Here is a 20,780-nt window from a genome sequence, read left to right as displayed (position 1 = left end):
AGGCCGCGGCGTGTGGCCAAGTCGGTGCTGGTCAAGCGGATGCCACCGTGCGGGGCGCGGACGTCGGGACGCGGGGAAGGCCGATCTTGTGGTCACCGTAACAGCGGTATACGCCTTTGACCAGATATAGGCGGAAGCGCTGACTCTTTCGATGCTACTTATTGACATTTCGCCGAAAATGGCGCGTACTTCGATCGAAAGTCGATCTAACTTCCCCTACGGCACCACCCAGCACGCGACGCGATCGGTCCAGGCCAAGACCCACATCGCGCGCGCAGCAGCGTCCCGAGCACCCGCAAGTCACCCTCACGCAAGCGTCACCGATTGGGGAACCATGACCGAGGTAGGCAGAGGCGCGGCGGAAAGCCTGCTCTCCCGGCGTGCCTTCACCACGACCGCGGCGGCTGCCGCGCTGGCACCATTGGTCACAACGAATCAACCCGCGGCGTTGACCCAGGCCGGTATGACCATGGGCGCGGTCCGCCGCATCACTCTGTACGCCGAGCGGCTGGCGGACGGCCAGTTTGGCTACGGCCTTGAGCCCGGCAAGGCCACGATTCCCGGGCCGCTCATCGAGATGGTCGAAGGCGACACGCTTGAGATCGAGATGGTCAACAACCTGAACGTGACGGCGAGCCTGCACGTCCACGGGGTGGACTACGACGTGGCCAGCGACGGCACGCGCCTGAACGAGAGCGTGGTCGAGCCCGGGGGCCGGCGCACCTACATCTGGCGCACCCACGCGCAGGGCAGGCGCGGCGGCGGCGCCGGCATCGAGCCCGGCAGCGCGGGCTACTGGCACTACCACGACCACGTGGTGGGGAGCGATCACGGCACGGGCGGCATCCGTCAAGGGCTGTACGGCCCGCTGGTGGTCAGGCGGAAGAAGGACGTCAGGCCGGACAAGACGTTCACCGTCGTCTTCAACGACATGATGATCAACAATCGCGCCGCGCACGACGCGCCGGAGTTCATCGCCAAGGTCGGCGAGCGCGTGGAGTGGATCGTGATCACCCACGGCGAGTTCTACCACACGTTCCACATCCACGGGCACCGCTGGGCCGACAACCGCACCGGCATGCTGGAGAGCCTTGAGGACCAGAGCCGGATCATCGACACCAAGATCACCGGGCCCGCCGAGTCGTTCGGCTTCCAGCTGATCGCGGGCGAGCGTGTCGGCCCGGGGGCGTGGATGTACCACTGCCACGTCCAGAGCCACTCCGACATGGGGATGGCCGGCATCTTCACGGTGACGGACGCGGCCGGAAACGTGCCGGGCCGGCCGGGCGGCGGTCAGCCGAGCGGTCACCCGAGCGGTGATCACGCGGGCCACTGACGGCCGCACAACTCCGGGCGCCCCCATCTCGTATGAGCACAGCCCCACGTAGACGTCGACAACCCCGGACCGCGGCCGACCCCCGAACTCGTCCGCGAGTGGTCCCGAATCACCCTCGATCCCAAGGAGCAATGATGGGTCGAACAGGCCATTTACCGTCCCGAACATCCGCCTGGCGACGCTTGCTGATCACGATGTCGAGTGCCGTCCTGCTGCTCGGACTGGCGACCCCGACCACCGTGCAGGCCCAGGCACAGGCCCCCGCCCCGGCCGCCAAGAAGGCCGCCGTCAACGTGCTGGTCTTCAGCGGTCAGGCCGCGCAGCAGGACGACCCGGTACGGGCGGCCGCGACGGCGATCAGGGAACTGAGCAAGAAGAACGGGTTCTCCGTTGAGGAGGCCCAGGATCCGGCGGTCTTCACCGCCGACAACCTGGCGCGGTTCCGCGGCGTGGTGTTCCTGTCCGCCAAGGGTGTGAACCTGGACGAAGCGCAGCTCGCCGCCTTCCAGACGTACATCAGGGGTGGCGGCGGGTTCGTCGGCATCCGCGACGCCGCCCGCGCGCAGGTGGACTCGGCCTGGTTCACCGAACTGATCGGCACCCGTCCCGTCGGCGCCCTCCCCATCGCGGAGAAGGTGACGGAGAGCGCGGCGAGCGCGGAGAACCCGCCGAACGAGACCAAGGACAAGCTCTTCGACGGGGACAACGACACCAAATGGCTGGCCAGGACGCCGACCGCGTGGGTGCAGGGCAAGCTGGACAAGCCCGTCGCGATAGCGCACTACGCGCTGACGTCGGCCAACGACTTCACCGGCCGGGACCCGAAGGACTGGACCCTCCAGGGCTCGCAGAACGGGACGACCTGGACGGATCTCGACAAGCGCAGCGGGGAGACCTTCCCCCAGCGGTTCCAGAGCAAGGAATACAAGTTCGAGAACACCACGGCGTACCAGTACTACCGGCTCAACGTCACCGCGAACGGCGGTGAGCCCCTCACGCAGCTCGCCGAGCTGCGGCTGTTCGGGCCCGACTCCGCGCCTCCCCCCGAGGCGAAGGAGCAGAAGGCCGTCGTGGACATCCTCGACCGCCTGCATCCGGCGAACGAGGGGCTTCCGCTCACCCTGACGCGGACCGACAAGTGGCTGAGCTGGAACCCCAATCCGGTGGGCAAGGTCCACACGATCGCGCAGGTCGAGGAGTGGACCTACAACCGCAGCATGAACGGCAACGGTCCGTTCCATCCCATCTCCTGGTGCCGTGACTACGACGGCGGCCGGTCCTTCTACACCGGCATGGGCGGCACCGCGGCGAGCTACACCAGCGACAAGCAGTTCCGCACGCACCTCGCCGGCGCCATCCGGTGGGCGACCGGCATCGTACGGGGCGACTGCCAGGCGACCATCGCGGCCAACTACGCCGTGGAACGGCTGACCACGGCGAACACGCAGGGCCAGCTCGACCAGATCGGCGAGCCGCACGGCCTGACCATCGCGCCGAACGGCAAGGTGTTCTACATCGGCAAGGCGGCCTGCGCCACCGGCCCGGTCGTCGACTGGAGCGACCCGAAGGTGGGCCTCGGCTGCGGCACCATCCACCAGTGGGACCCGAGGACCAAGCAGGTCAAGCTGCTGACCACGCTGCCCGTCATGGGCAACCGCGGCAGCGGCGACGAACTGGTCAAGAACGAGGAGGGCCTGGTCGGCATCACCCTCGACCCGGACTTCGCGGAGAACGGCTGGATCTACGCGTACTGGATGCCGCACGCGTCGATCGACCGGGACAGGCGCATCGGCAAGCGGACGGTCTCCCGGTTCGACTACGACTCGCGTACCCAGACGATCGACCAGAGCAGCCGCAAGGACCTCCTGCAGTGGGACACCCAGATCCACAGCTGTTGCCACGCGGGCGGCGGCATGACCTTCGACGAGGACGGCAACCTCTACGTCGGCACCGGTGACAGCAACTCCTCCGGCGGATCCGGCGGTTACTCGGGCAACAACTGGAGCCAGGACTACAAGGGCACCTCGTTCCAGGACGCCCGCCGTACCTCCGGCAACACCAACGACCTCAACGGCAAGATCCTGCGCATCCACCCGGAGCCCGACGGCACCTACACGATCCCCGAGGGCAACCTGTTCACTGGTGAGGAGGAGGGCGGCGGCAAGACCCGCGCGGAGATCTGGGTGATGGGCGTGCGCAACATCGCGCGGCTGCAGTGGGACAAGGAGAACAACTGGATCACGGCCGGTTGGGTCGGTCCGGACGCCGGCGGCCCGAGCGAGACGTGGGGACCGGCCAAGTACGAGACCGTGACGGTTCTCACCTCCGCCGGCAACCAGGGCTGGCCGTACTGCATGGGCAACAGGCAGCCCTACCGCGACCGCGGCAACGGCGACCCCACCCAGCCCGCCGAGTGGTACGACTGCGACAACCTGAAGAACACCTCCCCGCGCAACACCGGCCTCGTCGATATCCCGCCGGCGCGCGACAACATGATCTGGTACTCGCCGCAGGGCGGTGGCCCGGTCTATCCGAAGCGGCAGGACGGCAGCGGTCTCCCGACGTACAAGCAGGGTGAGGAGACGCTCACCATGCCCTACCTCAAGGGCGGCGGCCAGGCGGTCATGTCGGGCCCGACCTACCAGCGTTCCCAGACCGACACCGGCAGCGGGGTCGCGTGGCCGGAGTACTGGGACAACAAGTGGTTCATCGGTGACCAGTCCAACGCCAACAACCGCATCGCCGTGACCGTGAACCCGGAGACCGCCAGGGACGCGGGCCGGCCGGCGTTCGCCGAGGACCTGCGGAGCATCATCCCGGGCGGCACCGCCTCCAACCAGCTGTATTCGTGGATGGACGCGAAGTTCGGCCCCGACGGGGCGCTCTACATGCTCGACTACGGCAACGGCTTCTTCAGCCTGCACGCGAACCAGAAGCTGGTCCGCGTCGCCTACAAGGGCGGCCCGGCGACGCCGAACCCGGAGGCCGCCGTGGCGCGTCCGGCCCGGCAGAACGCCGAGCCCAGGACGATGACGTTCGCCGGCGCCAGGGCCGGCGGCGTGGCGTGGGAGTGGAACTTCGGCGACGGCAGCGCGCCGTCGAACCAGGCCGCCCCGACGCACACCTACGCCGCCTTCGGCACCTACGAGGCGACGCTGAAGGTCACCTACGCCGACGGCGAGCAGGTCACCGGGAAGATCCCTGTCACGGTCGGCTGCGCCGCGCCCGACGCCCGGCCGACGGTGCAGTTGCTCGACACCCTCACCGGCGTGCGCAACAAGGCGGCCGGCGGCGGTTGCACGATCAACGACCTGATCGACGACGAGCGCGACTGGAAGAACCACAACCAGTTCGTCAAGCACCTCAACACCGTCGTGGGCCAGCTGCTCCAGGACGGCGTCATCACCGCCCAGGAGGCGCAGGCGCTGCGCACCGCCGGCGCCGGGTCGGAGGTCGGGACGGTGAAGGGGTACCAGCCCATCTTCGACGGCACGGCGGCGTCGTTGCTGGGCTGGAGCCAGGCCCCGTCCGGGCGGTTCGCCCTCCAACCGGACGGCACGATCCGCAGTTCCGGCGGTCTGGGTATGTTGTGGTACTCCGACAAGGCGTACGCGGACTTCTCGGTCCGGCTGCAGTTCCGCGACAACTCGCCCGACCCGCACCGCGCCAACAGCGGCGTCTTCGTGCGGTTCCCGGACCCGAGAACCCCGCTGGAGCAGCGTCCCGCCGGAAGTTGCGGCACGGTCGGCTCGGCGCGCACCTCACCCGCGTGGGTCGCGATCTTCTGTGGCCACGAGATCCAGATCTACGACGGCGAGGCCGGCGAGCCGCAGAAGACGGGCTCCGTCTACAACTTCCTGCCCAACGGCCTGAACCGGGCCGGGGCGACCCCGAAGGGCCAGTGGAACGACTACGAGGTACGAGTGGTCGGCCAGCACTACACGATCATCCGCAACGGCACGGTGATCAACGAGTTCGACAACACGCCGGGCAAGGCGTCGTCCCGCGCCGGTGACCCGCCCACCGACCTGCGCCAGTTCATCAGCGGGTTCGTCGGGCTGCAGAACCACGGCAACAACGACGTGATCGACTTCCGCAACATCCGCGTGCGCGAACTCTAGGACGGGTGCCGGGCCTGGGGAGCGTTCTCCGGGCCCGCCACTGGAAAGGTGCATCGACACATGTATGTCGGATCTCTCCCCTCCCTCGTGATCAGAGCCTTACGCCGGGCGTCCGGAGCGGTGACGGCGCCGCGCCTCGCCCTGGTGCTGCTCGCCGTGGCGCTTCCCGCGCTCTTCCTGTCGTCGGTCCAGGCCGCCGCGCAGCCCCGTACGCAGCTCACCGCCGCGCAGGCGGCCGACCAGGTGCTCACCTGGACCGCCGACGACAGCATGACCGCGTACAAGTCGGCGCCGGAATCGGCGACGGCCGGTCCCGCCACCATCGTCTTCGAGAACAGCGCGGCCACCGGCAACACCACCGGCATGACGCACACGCTGACGTTCGACACCTCCACCCCCGGCTACAACCACGACGTCAGCCTCAACATCATCGCCAGCCCCTTCGACGCCAACGGCGGCCGGCACATCGCCCAGGTGAACCTCACCCCCGGCAAGTACCGCTACATCTGCGTGATCCCCGGTCACGGCCAGATGACCGGCGAATTCGTCGTCACCGAAGGCGGAAGCGACGACACGACCGCACCGCAGGTCTCCGCGCAGGTGGCGGGCGACCAGGACGAGGACGGCAACTACGTGGGCGCGGCGACGGTGACGGTCTCGGCGAGCGACACCGAGTCCGGGGTGGACACCGTGGAGTACGCGCTCGACGGCGGGGCGTTCGCGGCCTACACGGCTCCGGTGTCGGTCAACCAGGTGGGGGCGCACACGGTGACCTTCCGGGCCACCGACAAGGCGGGCAACACCTCGCCGGTGGGCTCGGTGGCGTTCACGGTGGTCGCTCCGCAGGAGGAGGACACCACTCCGCCCGAGGTCACCGGGAAGGTGACCGGTGAGCAGGAGGCGGACGGCGACTACGTGGGCGCGGCGACCGTCACGCTCTCGGCGAGCGACGCCGGCTCCGGGGTGGACACCGTGGAGTATTCGCTCGACGGCCAGCCGTTCGCGGTGTACACGCAACCGTTGTCGGTCAACCAGCCCGGCGCGCACACCGTGACCTTCCGTGCCACCGACAAGGCGGGCAACACCTCGGCGGTCGGCTCGGTGACGTTCAGGGTGGCGGACTCGCAGGAGGAGGACACCACCCCTCCGCAGGTCTCGGCGGTGTTGTCGGGCCAGCAGGACTCGGCGGGCAACTACGTCGGCGCGGCGACCGTGATGATCTCGGTGAGCGACACCGAGTCGGGGGTCGCCACGGTGGAGTACTCGCTCGACGGCGGAGCCTACATCGAGTATCCGTCGCCCGTGTCGGTCAACCGGGCGGGCGCGCACACCCTGTCGTACCGGGCCACCGACAAGGCCGGGAACACCTCGCCGGTGGCGACGCTGAGGTTCACCGTGGTGGCTCCCGAGGACGACACCACGCTGCCGCAGGTGTCGGCCGCGATCACCGGCACCCAGGACTGGGCCTGGAACTACGTGGGCTCGGCGACGGTGAAGCTGACGGCGAGCGACGTCGGTTCCGGGCTGGACACGGTGGAGTATTCGCTCGATGGCCAGCCGTTCGCGGTGTACACGCAACCGCTGTCGGTCAACCAGCCCGGCGCGCACACCTTGTCGTACCGGGCCACCGACAAGGCCGGGAACATGGCGGTGGGCACGGCCAAGTTCATGATCGTGGAAGCCGGCGGCGAGTAGCACCCGCTGCCGGGCAACGGTGAGCGGCCCCCGCCCCAAGGCCGGGGGCCGCTCAGAAGGTGGCGACGGTCTGGGCCGCGCGGCCTTGGACGAGGGCGGCCTGGTCCGACTGCTGCGCGGAGAGTAGCGCCATGCCCCCAGGGGCCTGGCCGAGCAGGCCGAGGTCGTCTCGCTGAAAGGCGGCAGTCGCCGACTCAAGGATCGAGACCTCGGCCGTGTCCCCGCGGCCAGAACGGACAACAGGGTGATTCAGAGTTCACCCGGAACAGCCGGGTTACGATCGATCCGGAATTGATGCCGCGACCGAATGAGCCTGTGGCGGCTCAGAGCGTTTGATATCCGACCGATATCGGCGATGAGGTGCTGCTGCATCGCGCATTTGATTTAACGGAATTGGCCACCCAGGGGCCGTATACCGTGGTGTAGCTGCCGCTGCTATTCTGGCAGAAGAGAACGACCCGTGTCTGAGTAACTCCGGTACCGCTGCACAACGCCCACCCAGAGCCGCCGAGAACGCCAATCTGCGCGCTCGTGCTGCAGGTCGCTGCCTGGGCGGCAGTCGTCGGTGACATTAAGGTCGTCGCGGCGGCAATCGCAGCCACCGCGGCCGCCGAAACGCCGAACTTCTTGACACGGCCCATTACCTACCTCCTTCGGAGTCGATGATTACGGCTTGATCGTAGTCACAGCTTTGGCGGATATCCATAGGCGATGGAACGCAATTTGGGCGAGCGGTTTACGGGCTGGCCGCAGGCTCGCCGGTTGTGGTCCGGAATAGGAAACAGTCCGTCAGTGGTGTATTCATCCTGGTGACGGCAGCGGTGAATGTGCTGGTTCTCGTAATCCAGCGTTGGGCGGCTGTTCCCCGGGAAGTGGCGCGATCATGTGGGCTGCAGCCGCCATGCAAGCGGCACGTGATCGACTGCCGGCGTCGGAACCGGCAAGGCAGCAGCGTGAGGGACAACCATGGCGTCCACCGTCTTCGGGACATTCGCCGTCATCGCAGTGATCGTGGCCGTGGTGCTGTTCCTTGTGCTGAGGCGCAAGCCGCACACCCGCCTCGGTGCGTACATCAGCGCGCCGATCATCCTGCTGGCCGCGGGCATGCTCGCCATGGGCGCGCTGTCGTTCGCGAGCCTGGAAGCCATCGCGCTGCGGACCTTCACGCCGTCCGAACGCGCGGCGGCGGTGCCGTGCGACGCGGCCGTCCTGGGGACCGAGGAGACGGGCAACAAGCTCAACGGGCGCTACATCTGGTTGTTGCGGCTCCGCGTGACCCCGCGGGACGGCGACCCGTACGAGATCGAGCGCACGGCTCGGCTGACCTCGGACATGAGTGAACGTTTGCGGCGCGGGGACGTCGTGCTGCCCTGCCTGGTGGCTCCCGCCGACCACACCCGCATCGAGATCCCGGCCCTGGCCTGAACCGTTCCGGTCGCACTGCCGCCGGACGGCCACCGGTCGCAGCCGCCGATCCAGGCTGCGGCAACTGACTACCCGCCGCCTCGCCCCCGGCCGCATGTCAGTCGAGCGGGATGAGAACGTCGGCCAGTTCGCCGGGGATGGAAAGGAACGGCGAGTGGGAGGCATCGACCGTCACGACGGAGGTCGGGTTGTCGGGAAACGCCGCGTCGGCCTCGGAAATGAACTTCGCCTGCACGCCCGGCCGGATGGCCATGTCCCGCGTGCAGACGATGTACGTGCGCCGCACCGATCCCCAGCCGTCGTGAGTCAGGGCGGTGGTGCCCAGCATGATGCCGATCGGGCCGTCGGGCGTCAGCAGGCCGGTGGCGGCATCGGCCAGGGCCGGGTCCACGTCACCGTAGAACGCCTCGCGAAGCCGCTGCCGGTACGCCGCGTCGTCCGTGGCGAAGTCGAGCCGCAGCGCGCCCATCTGGGCCGGGTCGCCCTGCAACAACGGCGCGACCTGGTCATCGGCGGCCTCCGGAAGCCGCGTGTACGCCACCGCGGGCACGCCTGATGCCGGCATGTACGCAGAAACGTACACCGCGTGCGCGACGAGTTCGGGTGTCTGCTGGGCCGTTCGCGTCAGCACGGGACCGGCCGCGCTGTGGGCGACCACCGTGACCGGCTCGCCATCGCCGATCCGCTTGATCTGCGAGGTCAGCAACTCGGCCGCATCATTGAGGCTCACGTCCGCCACGGGCGAAACCTCGGTGCCGACCGCCTCGCGGTCGTACGGCTGCTCGGTGAACCACCGAGGACGGCGGGCATAAAGCCCATGCCCCGCCAGGTCCACCGCGACGGCCCGGCGTCCGGCGGCCACCACATGGGGGACGACTTCGCTCCAGCACCAGGAGCCGTGCCAAAAACCGTGAAGTAACACCAGCGTGGACATGGATGCTCCCTGGGGTGGCGTCTGTGTCAAGGCTCGTGGGTCGGGTGAAAGACTCTGCTAATTGTTGGCGCTGGGCGGAACGGCCTCGTGATCCATGCTGCATGCATCGTGTGGGCCTCGGGAAGATGAGGACCGGCGTGGCTTTGCGGGCGGCAACGGTTTCAGTACGCCAGGTTGACGTGGGTCCGGTGGTGGTTTCCCTTTTCGATGAGGTCGACGAGTCCCAGGGCGTAGTCCGCGCCGGAGATCGCGCCGCCGCCCTCGGCCTGGACGGCCACGTCGTCGCCGACCCGGTACACCCCCAGCCGCTCGCCGGGCGCGAACGAGCCGAACTTCGCCGCCGGGCTCACGAATACCCAGTTGAGCGCCTCCGGAGTGGCGGGGAGGTCGTCAACGACGAGCGCCGCCACGGAGACGATCTCATCGTGATACCCGGCGGGAGCGTGGCTGAGGTCCTCCACGAAGCGCGGGGCTCCGGCTGCCGGACGCAGCGACGAGAAGCCGCCGACGACGAACAGCGGAACTCCCTCGGCGGCGGCGAGACGCGCGATCGTGCGGTACACGTCGCGAAAAGTGCCGGCGAGCGTGCCGCGCGGCGCGAGTGCGCCCACCACGACGTCCGCACCGGAGACGACCGACGACAGCGCGGCCTCGTCCGTGGCGTCGCCTTGGACGTAGTTCACGTCCGGAACGCGGTCAGCGGGAAGCGAGCGGCTGAGCGCGGTGACTGCGTGACCGCGGGCGGCGGCCTCCGCGACGATGGCCGATCCGGCGTAGCCGGTGCCGCCGATAACGGTGAGGTGGGACATGGGGTGCCTTTCTCCCGAAATTTCGGAGACCCTTGGCCGGGTCGCCTCGGTTACTGTAGGAGAGCAGGTCCCCGTCGGGAAGAAGGCACTTTTTGGTAACCTCGCAGAAGGCCGCGGTGCTCCGCGGCGACCCATATGACGCCGACTGCACGACTCGTCGCATCCTCGACCGCATCGGCGACCGGTGGACCGTCCTCATCGTCGGCGTCCTGGGCGAAGGTGACGCCCGCTTCTCAGAGCTTCGGCGGCGCATCGAGGGCGTCTCGAAGAAGATGCTGACCCAGACCCTGCGCGGACTCGAACGCGACGGGATCGTGCGCCGCACGGTCTATCCCGACGTGCCGGTTCGGGTGGAGTACGCACTAACCGAGGCCGGTCGAACATTGCTGGAACCGCTCCGCGCGCTCCAGGAGTGGTCGATCGAACACCTCAGCGACGTGTCGGCGTCGCAGGAAGCCTATGACCGCGCGGAATGATCGTTGTGGCTCCTGGATGTCCCGCGGGGGACGCAGGTCAGCGCCGCCTGCGGAAGGCGTCGGCGGCGGACCTGTCGATGGTCGTCAACTGGGCGTGGACCTGGTCGAAGGTGTACGGATCGAGGTCACGCAGCAGGGCATGGGCGTGACGCCAGCGTTCGTCGGCGGTCGTGTGGTCGCCGGCGAGGTGGTGGCTGGCTCCCAGGTGCGCGAGGGTGCTGGCCTCGGCGTACGGGTCCCCGAGCTCTCGGAACACGTCGAGGGCCTGACGGTAACAGGGGACGGCCCCGCCGGGGTCGCCCAGCCGGAGGTGGGTGTCGGCGAGGCATGACCACGCGTGGGCCTCGTAGGGGCGGTTGCCGAGCTTCTGATGCCGGACCAGGGCCTGCTCGCACAGGTCGAGCGCCCGGCCGTGGTCTCCCAGGCGCCCGTGGTACCAGCCGAGGTCGGTGAGCGCGATGGCCTGTCCGGCCTCGTCGCCCAGCCGGTCGAAGAGGTCGTGGGCGCGGCGGGCGGCCTCCAGCGCTTCGGCCGTCCGGCCCTGGAAGCCGTACACGAGAGTCCGGAAGTAGTGCGTCCACGCCTGACCGGAGGGGACATCCTGGTGCAGGGCGGCGTCGAGGTGGTGGTGGGCGTCGTCGAAACGGCCCAGGTCGGCGAGCGCGGCGGCGAGATTGCGGCGCGCGCGGGCCTCCTCCACCGGGTCGCCGAGCCGCCGGGCGGCGGCCACGGCGGCCCGCTGGGTCTCGGCGCGGTCGTGCCAGCGTCCCCGCCGGTGCAGAAAGACGAACAACGCCCCCGCCAGCCGGCAGACGTGCCGGTCAAGCCCCAGGCCGACGGCCAGATCGAGGGCGGCGAGCAGGACGGGGCGCTGGTCCTCGAACCAGGCCATCGCCTCGTCCGTCCCGGTGAAGCCCGTCACGCGGACTTCCGGACGGGGCGCGGTGAGGGCGATGATCTCGGTACGCCCGTACAGATGCGTCGCGGCGGCACTCGCGGAATGGACGTAGTGCTCCACGACGCGGTGCCGCGCCTCGTCCCGGTCCGCGTCGCGGGCCTCGCAGAGTTCGGACGCGTACGCGCGCAGCAGGTCGTGGCACGAGTACCGGCCCGGGGCGTGCTCGGTGAGCAGGTTGGCGCGGGTCAGCTCGGCCAGCGGCGCCCGTACCCGCGAGACCGGGACGCCCAGCAGGCTGGCGGCGGCGTCGATCGTGCAGCCGGGACCGGGATGCAGGCCCGCGACCAGCCGGAACGTCCGGGCCGCCGCCTCATCCGCGAGCGTCTCGTACGACCAGGAGAAGATCGCCCGTACGTCGACGGCACGGTCGAGCGCGCCGAGGGCGTCACGGAACTCGCCGGCGAGCGCGCCCAGCGGATGCGCGGGATGGATCGCGGCGCGCGCGGCGACGATCGCCAGCGCCAGCGGCAGCCCGGCACAACGATGGACGATCTCCTCGACGGCGGCGGGCTCGGCCGCGATCCGGTCACGCCCGAGCCGGACGGCCAGCAACCGCCCGGCATCCTCCGGAGGCAGCAGATCGAGGGTGAGCGGATGCGCCCCGTACGTCATCACCAGCTCGGCGAGGTGATCCCGGCTGGTCACCACCACCAGGCAGCCGGACGCCCCGGGCAGCAGCGGGGCTACCTGGGCGGCGTCGCGGGCGTTGTCCAGCAGCACCAGCATGCGCCGCCCGGCCAGCAGGCTGCGGTAGAGCCCGGCCTGCGCGGCCGGAGTGTCCGGCACCTGGTGCGGTGGCACCCGCAGGGCGTCGAGGAACTCGCGGATGGCCGCCGCCGGTCGTACGGGCTCCCCGGACGGTTCGTAACCGCGCAGGTCAACGTAGAGCTGACCGTCCGGGAACTGCCCGGAGACCCGGTGCGTCCAGTGCACGGCGAGCGTGGTCTTGCCGACGCCGGCCGTACCGGCGATCACCGCGATCGACGGCGACCGGGACCGCGTCCCGTCCAGCGGGCCGGGCGGGGCGTCCGCCCGTCGGGGCAGGGCTGGTGGCGGGCGGAGCAGTGCGTCGAGCGCCGTCAACTCGGCCTCACGTCCCGCGAAACCACTGACCGCGGCGGGCAGTTGCCGGGGAACCGCGCGGATGACGGGCGGGGAGTCGCCGGCGAGCAGTTCGGCGTGGACCTGCCGCAGCTCCGGGCTGGGATCGGCGCCGAGTTCCTCGGCCAGCCGGCGCCGGATCGTCTCATACCGCTCCAGCGCCTCGGCGGGACGGCCGGCCGACTGCAGGACCCGGAGCAGCCGCGCCCAGAGGGACTCCCGCAGCGGATGCCGCTCGGCCAGGTCGGTGAGGACGGTCAGAATGGGACACGCTCCTGTCGCGAGGTCCAGGTCGACCCGCCGCTCCAGCGCGGTCAGGTACCGCTCCAGCAGCGCCGGGCCGACCGAGCGCTCCAGCCAGTCCGAACGAATCCCGTCGAACGGAGTGCCGCGCCACAACGCCAGCGCGGCGGCCAGCCGGGACCGCTCGGCCGCCGGGTCCGCCGCCGCCTCATCGAGCAGACGGCCGAAGCGGAGCGCGTCCACCTGTTCCGGCTCGGCCATCAGCAGGTAACCGCCCGGCCGGGCCTCGATCAGCTGTTCATCGGCGGTCCCCAGGGCATGACGCAGCCGTTTGACGTTCGTACGGACGTTGGTCCCCGGGGCCCCGCCCGCATCCGTACCCCACACCGCGATCGCCAGCCTGTCCGTCGGGACGGCACGGCCCGCCGACATCGCCAGCACGGCCAGCAACGCGCGCAACCGCCCGGCCGGGAGCTCGACCGGCCGCCCGCCCACCGAGACGCGCAGCGGCCCGAGCAGTTCGACGGTGACCACGTGGTTCGCCTCCTTGGCTGGCCGGCGACGAGTTTCACCAGACTGACACAACTCTGCCACCCCCGATCCGCCAAGCTGGTGATCATCCCGCCTGAGCGGAACCACTTGAGAGGGACACGTCATGAGCAAGGTCATCGCAGGGATCTCAATGTCGCTGGACGGGTTCGTCACCGGGCCGGACGTCACCCGGGAACAGCAGTTGGGAGAGGGCGGGTCCGTGCTTCACCAATGGCTGCACGAACCGCACCCGCGCGACACCGAACTGCTGGCCGGGATGCGCGACGGCGCGGGCTCGATCCTGATGGGCCGGCGGTCCTACGACCTGGCCGAGGGCGACGGTGGGTGGGGCGACGGCGGCCCGGCCGGTCAGGTGCCGTGCTTCGTGCTCACCCACAAGCCGCCGGCCCCCGAGACGGTACGGGCGCCGTCGGTCTTCACCTTCGTCACCGGCGGCATTCACAGCGCGGTGGAGCAGGCCAAGGCCGCGGCGGGTGACAAGGTGACCGCCGTCCACGGCGCCGGCGCGGCCCAGCAGTGCCTCGCCGCCGGCCTGCTGGACGAGATCCAGATCCACCTGGCTCCGGTCCTGCTCGGCAGCGGCACCCGGCTGTTCGAGCAGCCGGGCGGACGTCACCGGCTTGAGCGCGTTCAGGTGATCGACTCCCCGAACGCCACCCACCTGCGATTCAGGGTGATCCGCTGACCGCACGTACAGACGTAGGGCGCGGTCCGGCCAGGCGAGCACGGCGCCCGCTCCGGCGGGGTGCCGGGTGTCCCTGTTCCTCTGGCATGAAATCGTATGCCTGCATCGCGATGCTATCCTTGCCCGGATGCCTGAAGACCCGATGGCCAAGCGGTCCGTGCCCAGGATGCGTGACATCGCCGCCGCGGCGGGCGTCTCGCAGAGCACCGTCTCCCGCGTCCTGAGCGGCGTGCCCACGGCGGTGCCCATCGCGCCGGCGACCCGCCAGCGGGTGCTGCGGACGGCGCGGGAGCTGGGCTACCGCCCCAATCCGCTGGCTCGCGGGTTGCGCGGCGCTTCGACGAACCTCATAGGCGCGGTGGTGCGCGACTTCAGCGACCCCTTCTTCGCCGGGGTGATCGAGGCGCTCGTGGTCGAGTCGATGGCGCACGGCTACAACGTCGTGCTGGGGCACGTCCCGGGGCGGACGGGCGATGAGGCCGTCTCCCTGACCACCGTGCTGGAGACCCGGCACACCGACGCGGTGGTGCTGCTCGGTGACATGCAGGAACACCCGCGGCTCCTGGCCGACCTGCGTGACTCGATCGTGCCGGTGGTGGCGCTCTGGCCGGGTACGAGCCCGCGCGAGTTCCCGACCGTCGACGCCGACGACCGGGCCGGCATCCGGGCGGGGCTGAGCCATCTGGTGTCGCTGGGCCACGAGCGGATCGCCTTCGTCAACGCGGAACTGCCCAATGAGTACCGGGCCAGGGAAGAGGCGTACCTCGCCTTCATGCGGGAGCGGTTCGGCGCCGTGCCGCCGGGCTATGCCCAGCGCAGCCCGAGCACCCTGGCCGGCGGCGACGCCGCGCTGCGGCGTCTGATGGACCGGCCCGACCCGCCCACGGCGGTGGCCGCCTCGACCGACGTGGTGGCCACGGGCGTGCTGCACGCCGCGCACGGCCTGGGCGTGACCGTGCCCGATCGCCTGTCCGTCGTCGGTTTCGACGACATTCTCATCGCGGCCCACACCGTGCCGGCGCTGACCACCGTACGGATGCCGATCTCGGAGATCGTCGGCCACGCGGTCACGCAGGCGGTCAGGCTGGCCCGGGAGCCGGGCGGCACCCAGCGCCGACCGGACCTGGAGGTCTTCAAGCCGTCCTTGATCGTACGCGACTCGACCGCACCTCCGGCCTCGCGGTGAGCCCGGGTGCGCGACTGCCTGCGTTCATTTGATGGCTCCGCTCATGAGACCTGACACGTAGTGGCGCTGGAGCAGGAAATAGAACAGGACGCACGGAATGATCGAGATGGTGACGCCGGCCTGCAACATGCCCCAGTCCGTGCCGCCGAGGCTGGTCTCCGTTCGCGACGTGGCGAGGATCAGGGGCAGGGTGAAACTGGAACTGCGGCTCATCATCACCAGGGCGCCGAGGAATTCGTTCCATGAGGTGATGAAGGCGAAGAGCGCGGTGGTGACGATCGCGGGCACGGCCGACGGGATGAAGACCCAGCGCAACGTTTTCCACGACGAGGAACCGTCCATGATGGCCGCCTCCTCCAGTTCCGCCGGTACGGCACTGAAGCTGTTGCGCAGGACGTACAGGCTGAACGGCAATTGGATGGCCGTGTGCAGGATCGCGAGGCCGAGCAGCGAATTGGTCAGGCCGATCTTCGCGAACATGAGGAACATCGGCGTGAGCAGCGCCTGATAAGGGATGATCAGCGCGAGCAGCAGCACCACGAAGATGACCTCCTTGCCCGGAATGGGGAAACGGGCCAGCCCGTAGGCCGCGGGAACGGCCAGCAGCAGGGTGAGGACAATGGTCAGCAACGCCGTGCCGAGGCTGTTGAGGAGATAGACCGGCAGGCCCTGCTGGTAATTCCACAGCCGTACGTAGCTGTCGAAACTGAGCCCATGGGGAAGGTAGGTCGGAGGCGAGGCCGCCGCCTCCTGCGTGGGTTTGACCGAGGCGAGGACCGACATCACCAGCGGCGTCAGCATGACCGCGCAGACGGCCATGCAGACCGCCGCCACCAGGTACTTTCCGCGCCCCTTCACGGGTGGCTCCGCCGGGTCAGCAACAGCTGGATCACGGTGCCGACGAGAATCGTGAACGCCAGGACCATCGACAGGGCGGCGCCATAGCCGAGTTTCAGATAGGGGAAGGAATTCAGGTAGATGTAGAAGACCGAGGTCGCCGTCTCGTTGCCCGGCTGGCCGGCGGTCATGATGTAGAACTGGTCGAAGGCGAGCAGCGAGCCGATCACGCTCACCAGGGTCACCAGCAGGACCGTGCGCAGGGTCAGCGGCAGGATCACCCGGGTCACCCGCTGGCGGTGGCTCGCCCCGTCCACGTGGGCGGCCTCGACCACGTCGGCCGGCACGGCCTGGATCGCGGCGACGAACAGGATCATCCCGAAGCCGATCACCTTCCAGACGACGGAGGCGCTGATCGCGAGATTGGAGACGCCGGCGTCCACGCCCAGCCACAACACGGGTTCGTCAATGAGGCCCAGATCGCTCAGCGCACGGTTAACCAGGCCGAAATCGGTGCTGAAAAGCCAGTACCAGAGCAGGCTCGACACCCCGAGGCCGATCACCACCGGAATGAAGACCACCGTACGGGTGAGCCGGCGCAGCGCGGTGTTCCTGGCGGTGAGCAACGCCAGCAAATAGCCGCCGGCGATGAGGACCGGAGTGATGAGCGCGGTGTAGAGCAGGGTGAAACGGAAGGAGACCCAGAACTGGGTGTCGCCGAGCACCCGCTCGTAGTTCGCCGGCCCGACGAATCTCGGCGGGGACAACAACGACCAGTCGTGCAGGGACATCCAGGCCATCTGCACCAGGGGATAGGCGGTGAAGGCGAGCACGAAGAGCAGGGCCGGCGCCAGGTAGGCGAATCCGACCAGGCGGCCGCGCGGGCCATGGCGCATGACAACTCCTCTCGGTGGCAACCGTGTCCACCGGGATTCACCCGATGGACACGGCGGGAATCGTTGCTACGACCGGCTCGCGATGGCCTTCATTTCCTTCTTGGCGTCGGCGATGACGGTGTCGAGGGAGTCGTCGCGGTAATAGGCGCGCTGCAACATCTTCAGCCACGGCCCCTGCGGCGAGTTGATCTGCTCGAAGAACGTGACCGTGTACGGCGTGCGTCCCACCGTGAGCGCCTTGGCCACGTCCTGCACCAGCGGCTCGGCCTGGAAATACTTGTTGTCCACCATGTCGGTGCGCGTGGTGAGATTGAGCGCCTTGGCGTAGACCTCGGTCTGCACCTCGTCGGAGAGCAGGAATTTCATCACGTTGACCGCGTCGTTGACCCGCTTGCTGCCCTTGGGCACCACCACGAGGTCACCGCCGATGAAAGAGGCCGAAGAATTCGGCGCGGTCCCGGGCAGCAGGGCGATGCCGAAGTTCATCTTCGGATTCTGCTGGCGCGCCAGCGTGATGTTGAAGTTGCCGGTGCCCATCATGCCGACCTTGCCGGAGCCGAACTGGAGATGGAACGTCTCACCGTTCTCCGCGCGCCCTCCTTCCGACACGTTGCCGGCCTCGACCATGTCGCGGGCGAACTGCAGCACCTGTTTGACGCCATCGCCGACCAGCGGCTCGTCGCCCGCGCCCGCCGCCTCGATGGTGGCTCCCGAGGCCCACATCAGCGGGCCGACGGTGAAGATGTTGCAGCCGGCGCAGTTGCCCGGCAGGTAGTAGCCCTTGACGCCGCCGCCCAGCGCGGTGATCTTGTCGGCGTAGGAGCGCAGCTCGGCCAGGCTCGTGGGCGGCTTGTCCGGGTCGAGCCCGGCCCGGGTGAAGAGGTCCTTGTTGTAGAAAAGGGCGGACACGTCCGCGTAGAGGGGCACGCCGAAGAGCTTGTTGTCGAAGGTCGCCACCGTCATGTGGCCCTTGCTGGCGGTCTCCAGCTCCGGCCAGTCCTTGATCTGGGCGGTGAGGTCGACGAGTTGTTGTTCCTTCTCGAACTGCGGGGCGTAGATCAGGTCCATGCCCATCAGATCGGGCACCTCGCCGGAGGCGACGCCCTGGGCGATCTTCCCCACCATCTCGGTGTGGGGGATGTAGGTCAGATTGATCTCGCAGTCGGGGTTTTTGGTGTTCCATGCCGCGACCAGCAGGTCCACCATCTGCTTGTTGCCGCCTGAGCGCTCCCACATCGTCAGGGCGCCCTTACTGGCACAGGTCGTCGTCGCGGCCTGCGGTGTTTGGGGGACCGCGGGGGGCGGCTCCCCCTGGCCGCAGGCGGCGGTCGCGAGCAACAGTGCCGCCGCGGCAGCCCGGACGGGCCACCTGGGGTGAGTTCTCATTTGCCGGGCTCCTCTCGCCGGAGCGGACCGGGTTGACATGACCCCCTGCTGATGGCAACGTAACCGGCGATGAATTCGATTGCATCCATTCGTTTTCATTTCGTGATTCAGGAGTCTCCGGCCCGGGGCCCGCGCATCGAGTCGCCGGTCGCCGGCCCGCGGATGTGCATGCAATGTCTTCACCGAAGTGCAGGTCAAACGGCGGCGCACTCCAGAGGGGGGAGTGCGCCAAGGGGCTGGTCCCGCTCGGCAGCCACGCGGCACGGCGCGCTGTCCACGCAACCACGACCGATCGCCAGGTGACATATGGCCCACAGACTCCCGCGGCACCCGGGCATCTCCACCTGTGCCGCCGGTCGGTTCCCGGGCCTCTCCACGACGACGTAGACCGGCGCATCCGAAGGGAGATCGCCCATGCCCAGCAACACCCTCACCCGGACCAGACTCGCCATCGTCTTCACGGTCGGATTCGCGGCCGCCCTGGGCCCGGCTCTGGTGGCCGCGACCCCGGCATGGTCCGCGGAAGGCGGCCGGCCGAGCATCTCCAAAAAGCACTTCGGGACCCTGGCCGGCGGCGAGAAGATCGACGTCTACACGCTGCGGAACTCGGGTGGGATGCGGGTGAAGATCCTCACCTACGGCGGCATCCTGCAGTCGATCGAGGTCCCCGACAGCCGGGGCAGGCCGGCCAATGTGACCCTCGGGTTCGACAACTTATCCGACTATGTCAAGAAAAGTCCGTACTTCGGGTGCATCACCGGCCGGTACGCCAACCGCATCGCCAAGGGCCGGTTCACCCTGGACGGCAAGACGTACCGGCTGGCCACCAACGACGGCCCCAACCACCTGCACGGCGGCGCCAAGGGTTTCGACAAGCGGGTCTGGAAGGCCGACCCGTTCAGGCGGGGCGGCAGCGTGGGGCTCGTGATGACCTACACCAGCCCGAACGGCGAGGAGGGCTATCCGGGAACGCTGCGTACCAGGGTCGTCTACACGCTGACCGGCGACAACCGGATCCGGATGGACTACCGGGCCACCACCAGCCGGCCCACGGTCGTCAACCTCACCAACCACGCCTACTTCAACCTGCGCGGTGAGGGCAACGGCCGGATCCTCGGCCACGAACTGCAGATCAACGCCTCCCGCTACACGCCGGTCGACAAGACGCTCATCCCCACCGGCAAGACACCCGGATTGGGCGGGACGCCGCTGGACTTCCGTGCGCCCACCGCCATCGGTGACCGCATCGACAACAAGCACCAGCAGATCACCCGGGGCGGCGGGTACGACCACAACTACGTGCTCGACGGCCGTGGCCTGCGGACGGCGGCCACGGTCGTCGAGCCGGACAGCGGGCGCGTGCTCAAGGTCATCACGGACCAGCCCGGCCTGCAGTTCTACTCGGGCAACTTCCTGGACGGCACGTTGCGCGGCACCGGCGGCCGCCTCTACCCGAAGCGGTCCGGTTTCGCCCTGGAGTCGCAACACTTCCCGGACTCGCCCAACCACGCGAACTTCCCTTCGACCGTCCTGCGGCCCGGCGACGTCTACCGGACCACGACGATCTACGCGTTCTCCACCGTCTCCTGACAGAACACCGTCTCCTGACAGAACACCGTCTCCTGACAGAACACCGTCTCCTGACAGAACACCGTCTCCTGACAGAACACCGTCTCCTGACGAATCACCGTGTCCTGACGAATCACCGTCCCGACCATCACCGTGTGCTGAGGCGAATCATGAAAGACATCCATCCGAAGGTCGAGGAGGCCCTCGACACACTCAGCCTGAACCGCGTCGCGCGCCGCCGCCTCCTGACCGGGACGGGCCTGGTCAGCGCCTCGGCGGCGGCGACCGCGCTGTTGTCGGCGTGCACGTCCGATCAGCCGCGTCCGGCCGCGTCCGGTGGCGCGGGTGCGGCCGGGGATTTCCCGGCCACGCCGAAGTGGAAGTTCGTGCTGGTCTGCCATGTCACCACGAACCCGTTCTTCACCCCCACCCAGTACGGCGCCCAGGACGCCTGCGCGCTGCTGGGCACCGAGTTTCAGTGGACGGGCTCGAAGGACTCGATCGTGGCCGAGATGGTCAACGCGTGCAACGCCGCGATCTCCGCCAAGGCGGACGGGCTGGCGGTGGCCGT

14 protein-coding genes and 1 pseudogene are annotated in these 20,780 nt (G+C 68.9%); 9 read left to right on the top strand and 6 right to left on the bottom strand.

Annotation, left to right across the window (positions count from 1 at the left end; translation table 11 throughout):
• Positions 1-334: 334 nt before the first annotated feature.
• From AB0I81_RS53745 to AB0I81_RS53730, 4 genes are all read left to right on the top strand, one after another.
• Positions 335-1,336: a multicopper oxidase domain-containing protein gene (locus AB0I81_RS53745; protein ID WP_360676064.1), complete on the top strand. Its 1,002-nt coding sequence runs from the start codon at positions 335-337 to the stop codon at positions 1,334-1,336.
• Between the two features lie 194 nt (positions 1,337-1,530).
• The gene (locus tag AB0I81_RS53740; protein ID WP_360676062.1) at positions 1,531-5,457 is read left to right on the top strand and encodes a ThuA domain-containing protein; all 3,927 of its coding nucleotides are present in this window, start codon (positions 1,531-1,533) and stop codon (positions 5,455-5,457) included.
• Positions 5,458-5,517: 60 nt separating this feature from the next.
• Complete coding sequence (locus tag AB0I81_RS53735; RefSeq protein ID WP_360676059.1) at positions 5,518-7,152, top strand: chitobiase/beta-hexosaminidase C-terminal domain-containing protein; 1,635 nt, start codon at positions 5,518-5,520, stop codon at positions 7,150-7,152.
• A gap of 966 nt (positions 7,153-8,118) precedes the next feature.
• The gene (locus AB0I81_RS53730) at positions 8,119-8,577 is read left to right on the top strand and encodes a hypothetical protein (RefSeq protein WP_360676056.1); all 459 of its coding nucleotides are present in this window, start codon (positions 8,119-8,121) and stop codon (positions 8,575-8,577) included.
• Between the two features lie 97 nt (positions 8,578-8,674).
• On the opposite strand, the gene AB0I81_RS53725 is transcribed toward AB0I81_RS53730, so the two are convergent.
• Together AB0I81_RS53725 and AB0I81_RS53720 are read right to left on the bottom strand one after the other, a co-directional pair.
• The gene (locus tag AB0I81_RS53725) at positions 8,675-9,511 is read right to left on the bottom strand and encodes an alpha/beta fold hydrolase (RefSeq protein WP_360676054.1); all 837 of its coding nucleotides are present in this window, start codon (positions 9,509-9,511) and stop codon (positions 8,675-8,677) included.
• Between the two features lie 161 nt (positions 9,512-9,672).
• Positions 9,673-10,320: an NAD(P)H-binding protein gene (locus AB0I81_RS53720; protein WP_360676051.1), complete on the bottom strand. Its 648-nt coding sequence runs from the start codon at positions 10,318-10,320 to the stop codon at positions 9,673-9,675.
• Between the two features lie 116 nt (positions 10,321-10,436).
• On the opposite strand from AB0I81_RS53720, the gene AB0I81_RS53715 reads away from it, so the two are divergent.
• Positions 10,437-10,796: a helix-turn-helix domain-containing protein gene (locus AB0I81_RS53715; RefSeq protein ID WP_360676048.1), complete on the top strand. Its 360-nt coding sequence runs from the start codon at positions 10,437-10,439 to the stop codon at positions 10,794-10,796.
• Positions 10,797-10,833: 37 nt separating this feature from the next.
• Here the strand turns inward: AB0I81_RS53715 and AB0I81_RS53710 are convergent, their stop codons facing one another.
• Entirely contained in the window at positions 10,834-13,632 is a 2,799-nt protein-coding gene (locus AB0I81_RS53710; RefSeq protein ID WP_360676045.1) for a BTAD domain-containing putative transcriptional regulator, read from the bottom strand.
• Positions 13,633-13,753: 121 nt separating this feature from the next.
• On the opposite strand from AB0I81_RS53710, the gene AB0I81_RS53705 reads away from it, so the two are divergent.
• Both AB0I81_RS53705 and AB0I81_RS53700 read left to right on the top strand, forming a co-directional pair.
• Positions 13,754-14,335, top strand: coding sequence for a dihydrofolate reductase family protein (locus AB0I81_RS53705; protein ID WP_360676043.1), 582 nt, complete (start codon positions 13,754-13,756; stop codon positions 14,333-14,335).
• A 127-nt stretch (positions 14,336-14,462) separates the two neighbouring features.
• Positions 14,463-15,521, top strand: a complete 1,059-nt coding sequence (locus AB0I81_RS53700; RefSeq protein WP_360676040.1) for a LacI family DNA-binding transcriptional regulator — start codon at positions 14,463-14,465, stop codon at positions 15,519-15,521.
• Between the two features lie 24 nt (positions 15,522-15,545).
• Here the strand turns inward: AB0I81_RS53700 and AB0I81_RS53695 are convergent, their stop codons facing one another.
• The 3 genes from AB0I81_RS53695 to AB0I81_RS53685 form a co-directional block, all read right to left on the bottom strand.
• The gene (locus AB0I81_RS53695) at positions 15,546-16,322 is read right to left on the bottom strand and encodes a carbohydrate ABC transporter permease (protein WP_360676037.1); all 777 of its coding nucleotides are present in this window, start codon (positions 16,320-16,322) and stop codon (positions 15,546-15,548) included.
• 53 nt (positions 16,323-16,375) lie between these two features.
• Positions 16,376-17,254, bottom strand: coding sequence for a sugar ABC transporter permease (locus tag AB0I81_RS53690; protein ID WP_360676034.1), 879 nt, complete (start codon positions 17,252-17,254; stop codon positions 16,376-16,378).
• A 66-nt stretch (positions 17,255-17,320) separates the two neighbouring features.
• Positions 17,321-18,640, bottom strand: a complete 1,320-nt coding sequence (locus AB0I81_RS53685) for an extracellular solute-binding protein (RefSeq protein WP_360676032.1) — start codon at positions 18,638-18,640, stop codon at positions 17,321-17,323.
• Between the two features lie 414 nt (positions 18,641-19,054).
• On the opposite strand from AB0I81_RS53685, the gene AB0I81_RS53680 reads away from it, so the two are divergent.
• Positions 19,055-20,230 carry an aldose epimerase family protein gene (locus tag AB0I81_RS53680; protein ID WP_360676030.1) on the top strand — a complete coding sequence of 392 codons (1,176 nt, stop codon included), beginning with the start codon at positions 19,055-19,057 and terminating at the stop codon, positions 20,228-20,230.
• A 149-nt stretch (positions 20,231-20,379) separates the two neighbouring features.
• A pseudogene (locus AB0I81_RS53675) lies at positions 20,380-20,780 on the top strand (sugar ABC transporter substrate-binding protein); the annotation flags it as partial.

This window comes from Nonomuraea sp. NPDC050404, from assembly GCF_040655495.1.
Classification (GTDB): domain Bacteria; phylum Actinomycetota; class Actinomycetes; order Streptosporangiales; family Streptosporangiaceae; genus Nonomuraea.
The sequence above is the reverse complement of the archived record's forward strand: the minus strand, read 5'-3'. Positions and strand labels throughout refer to the sequence as shown.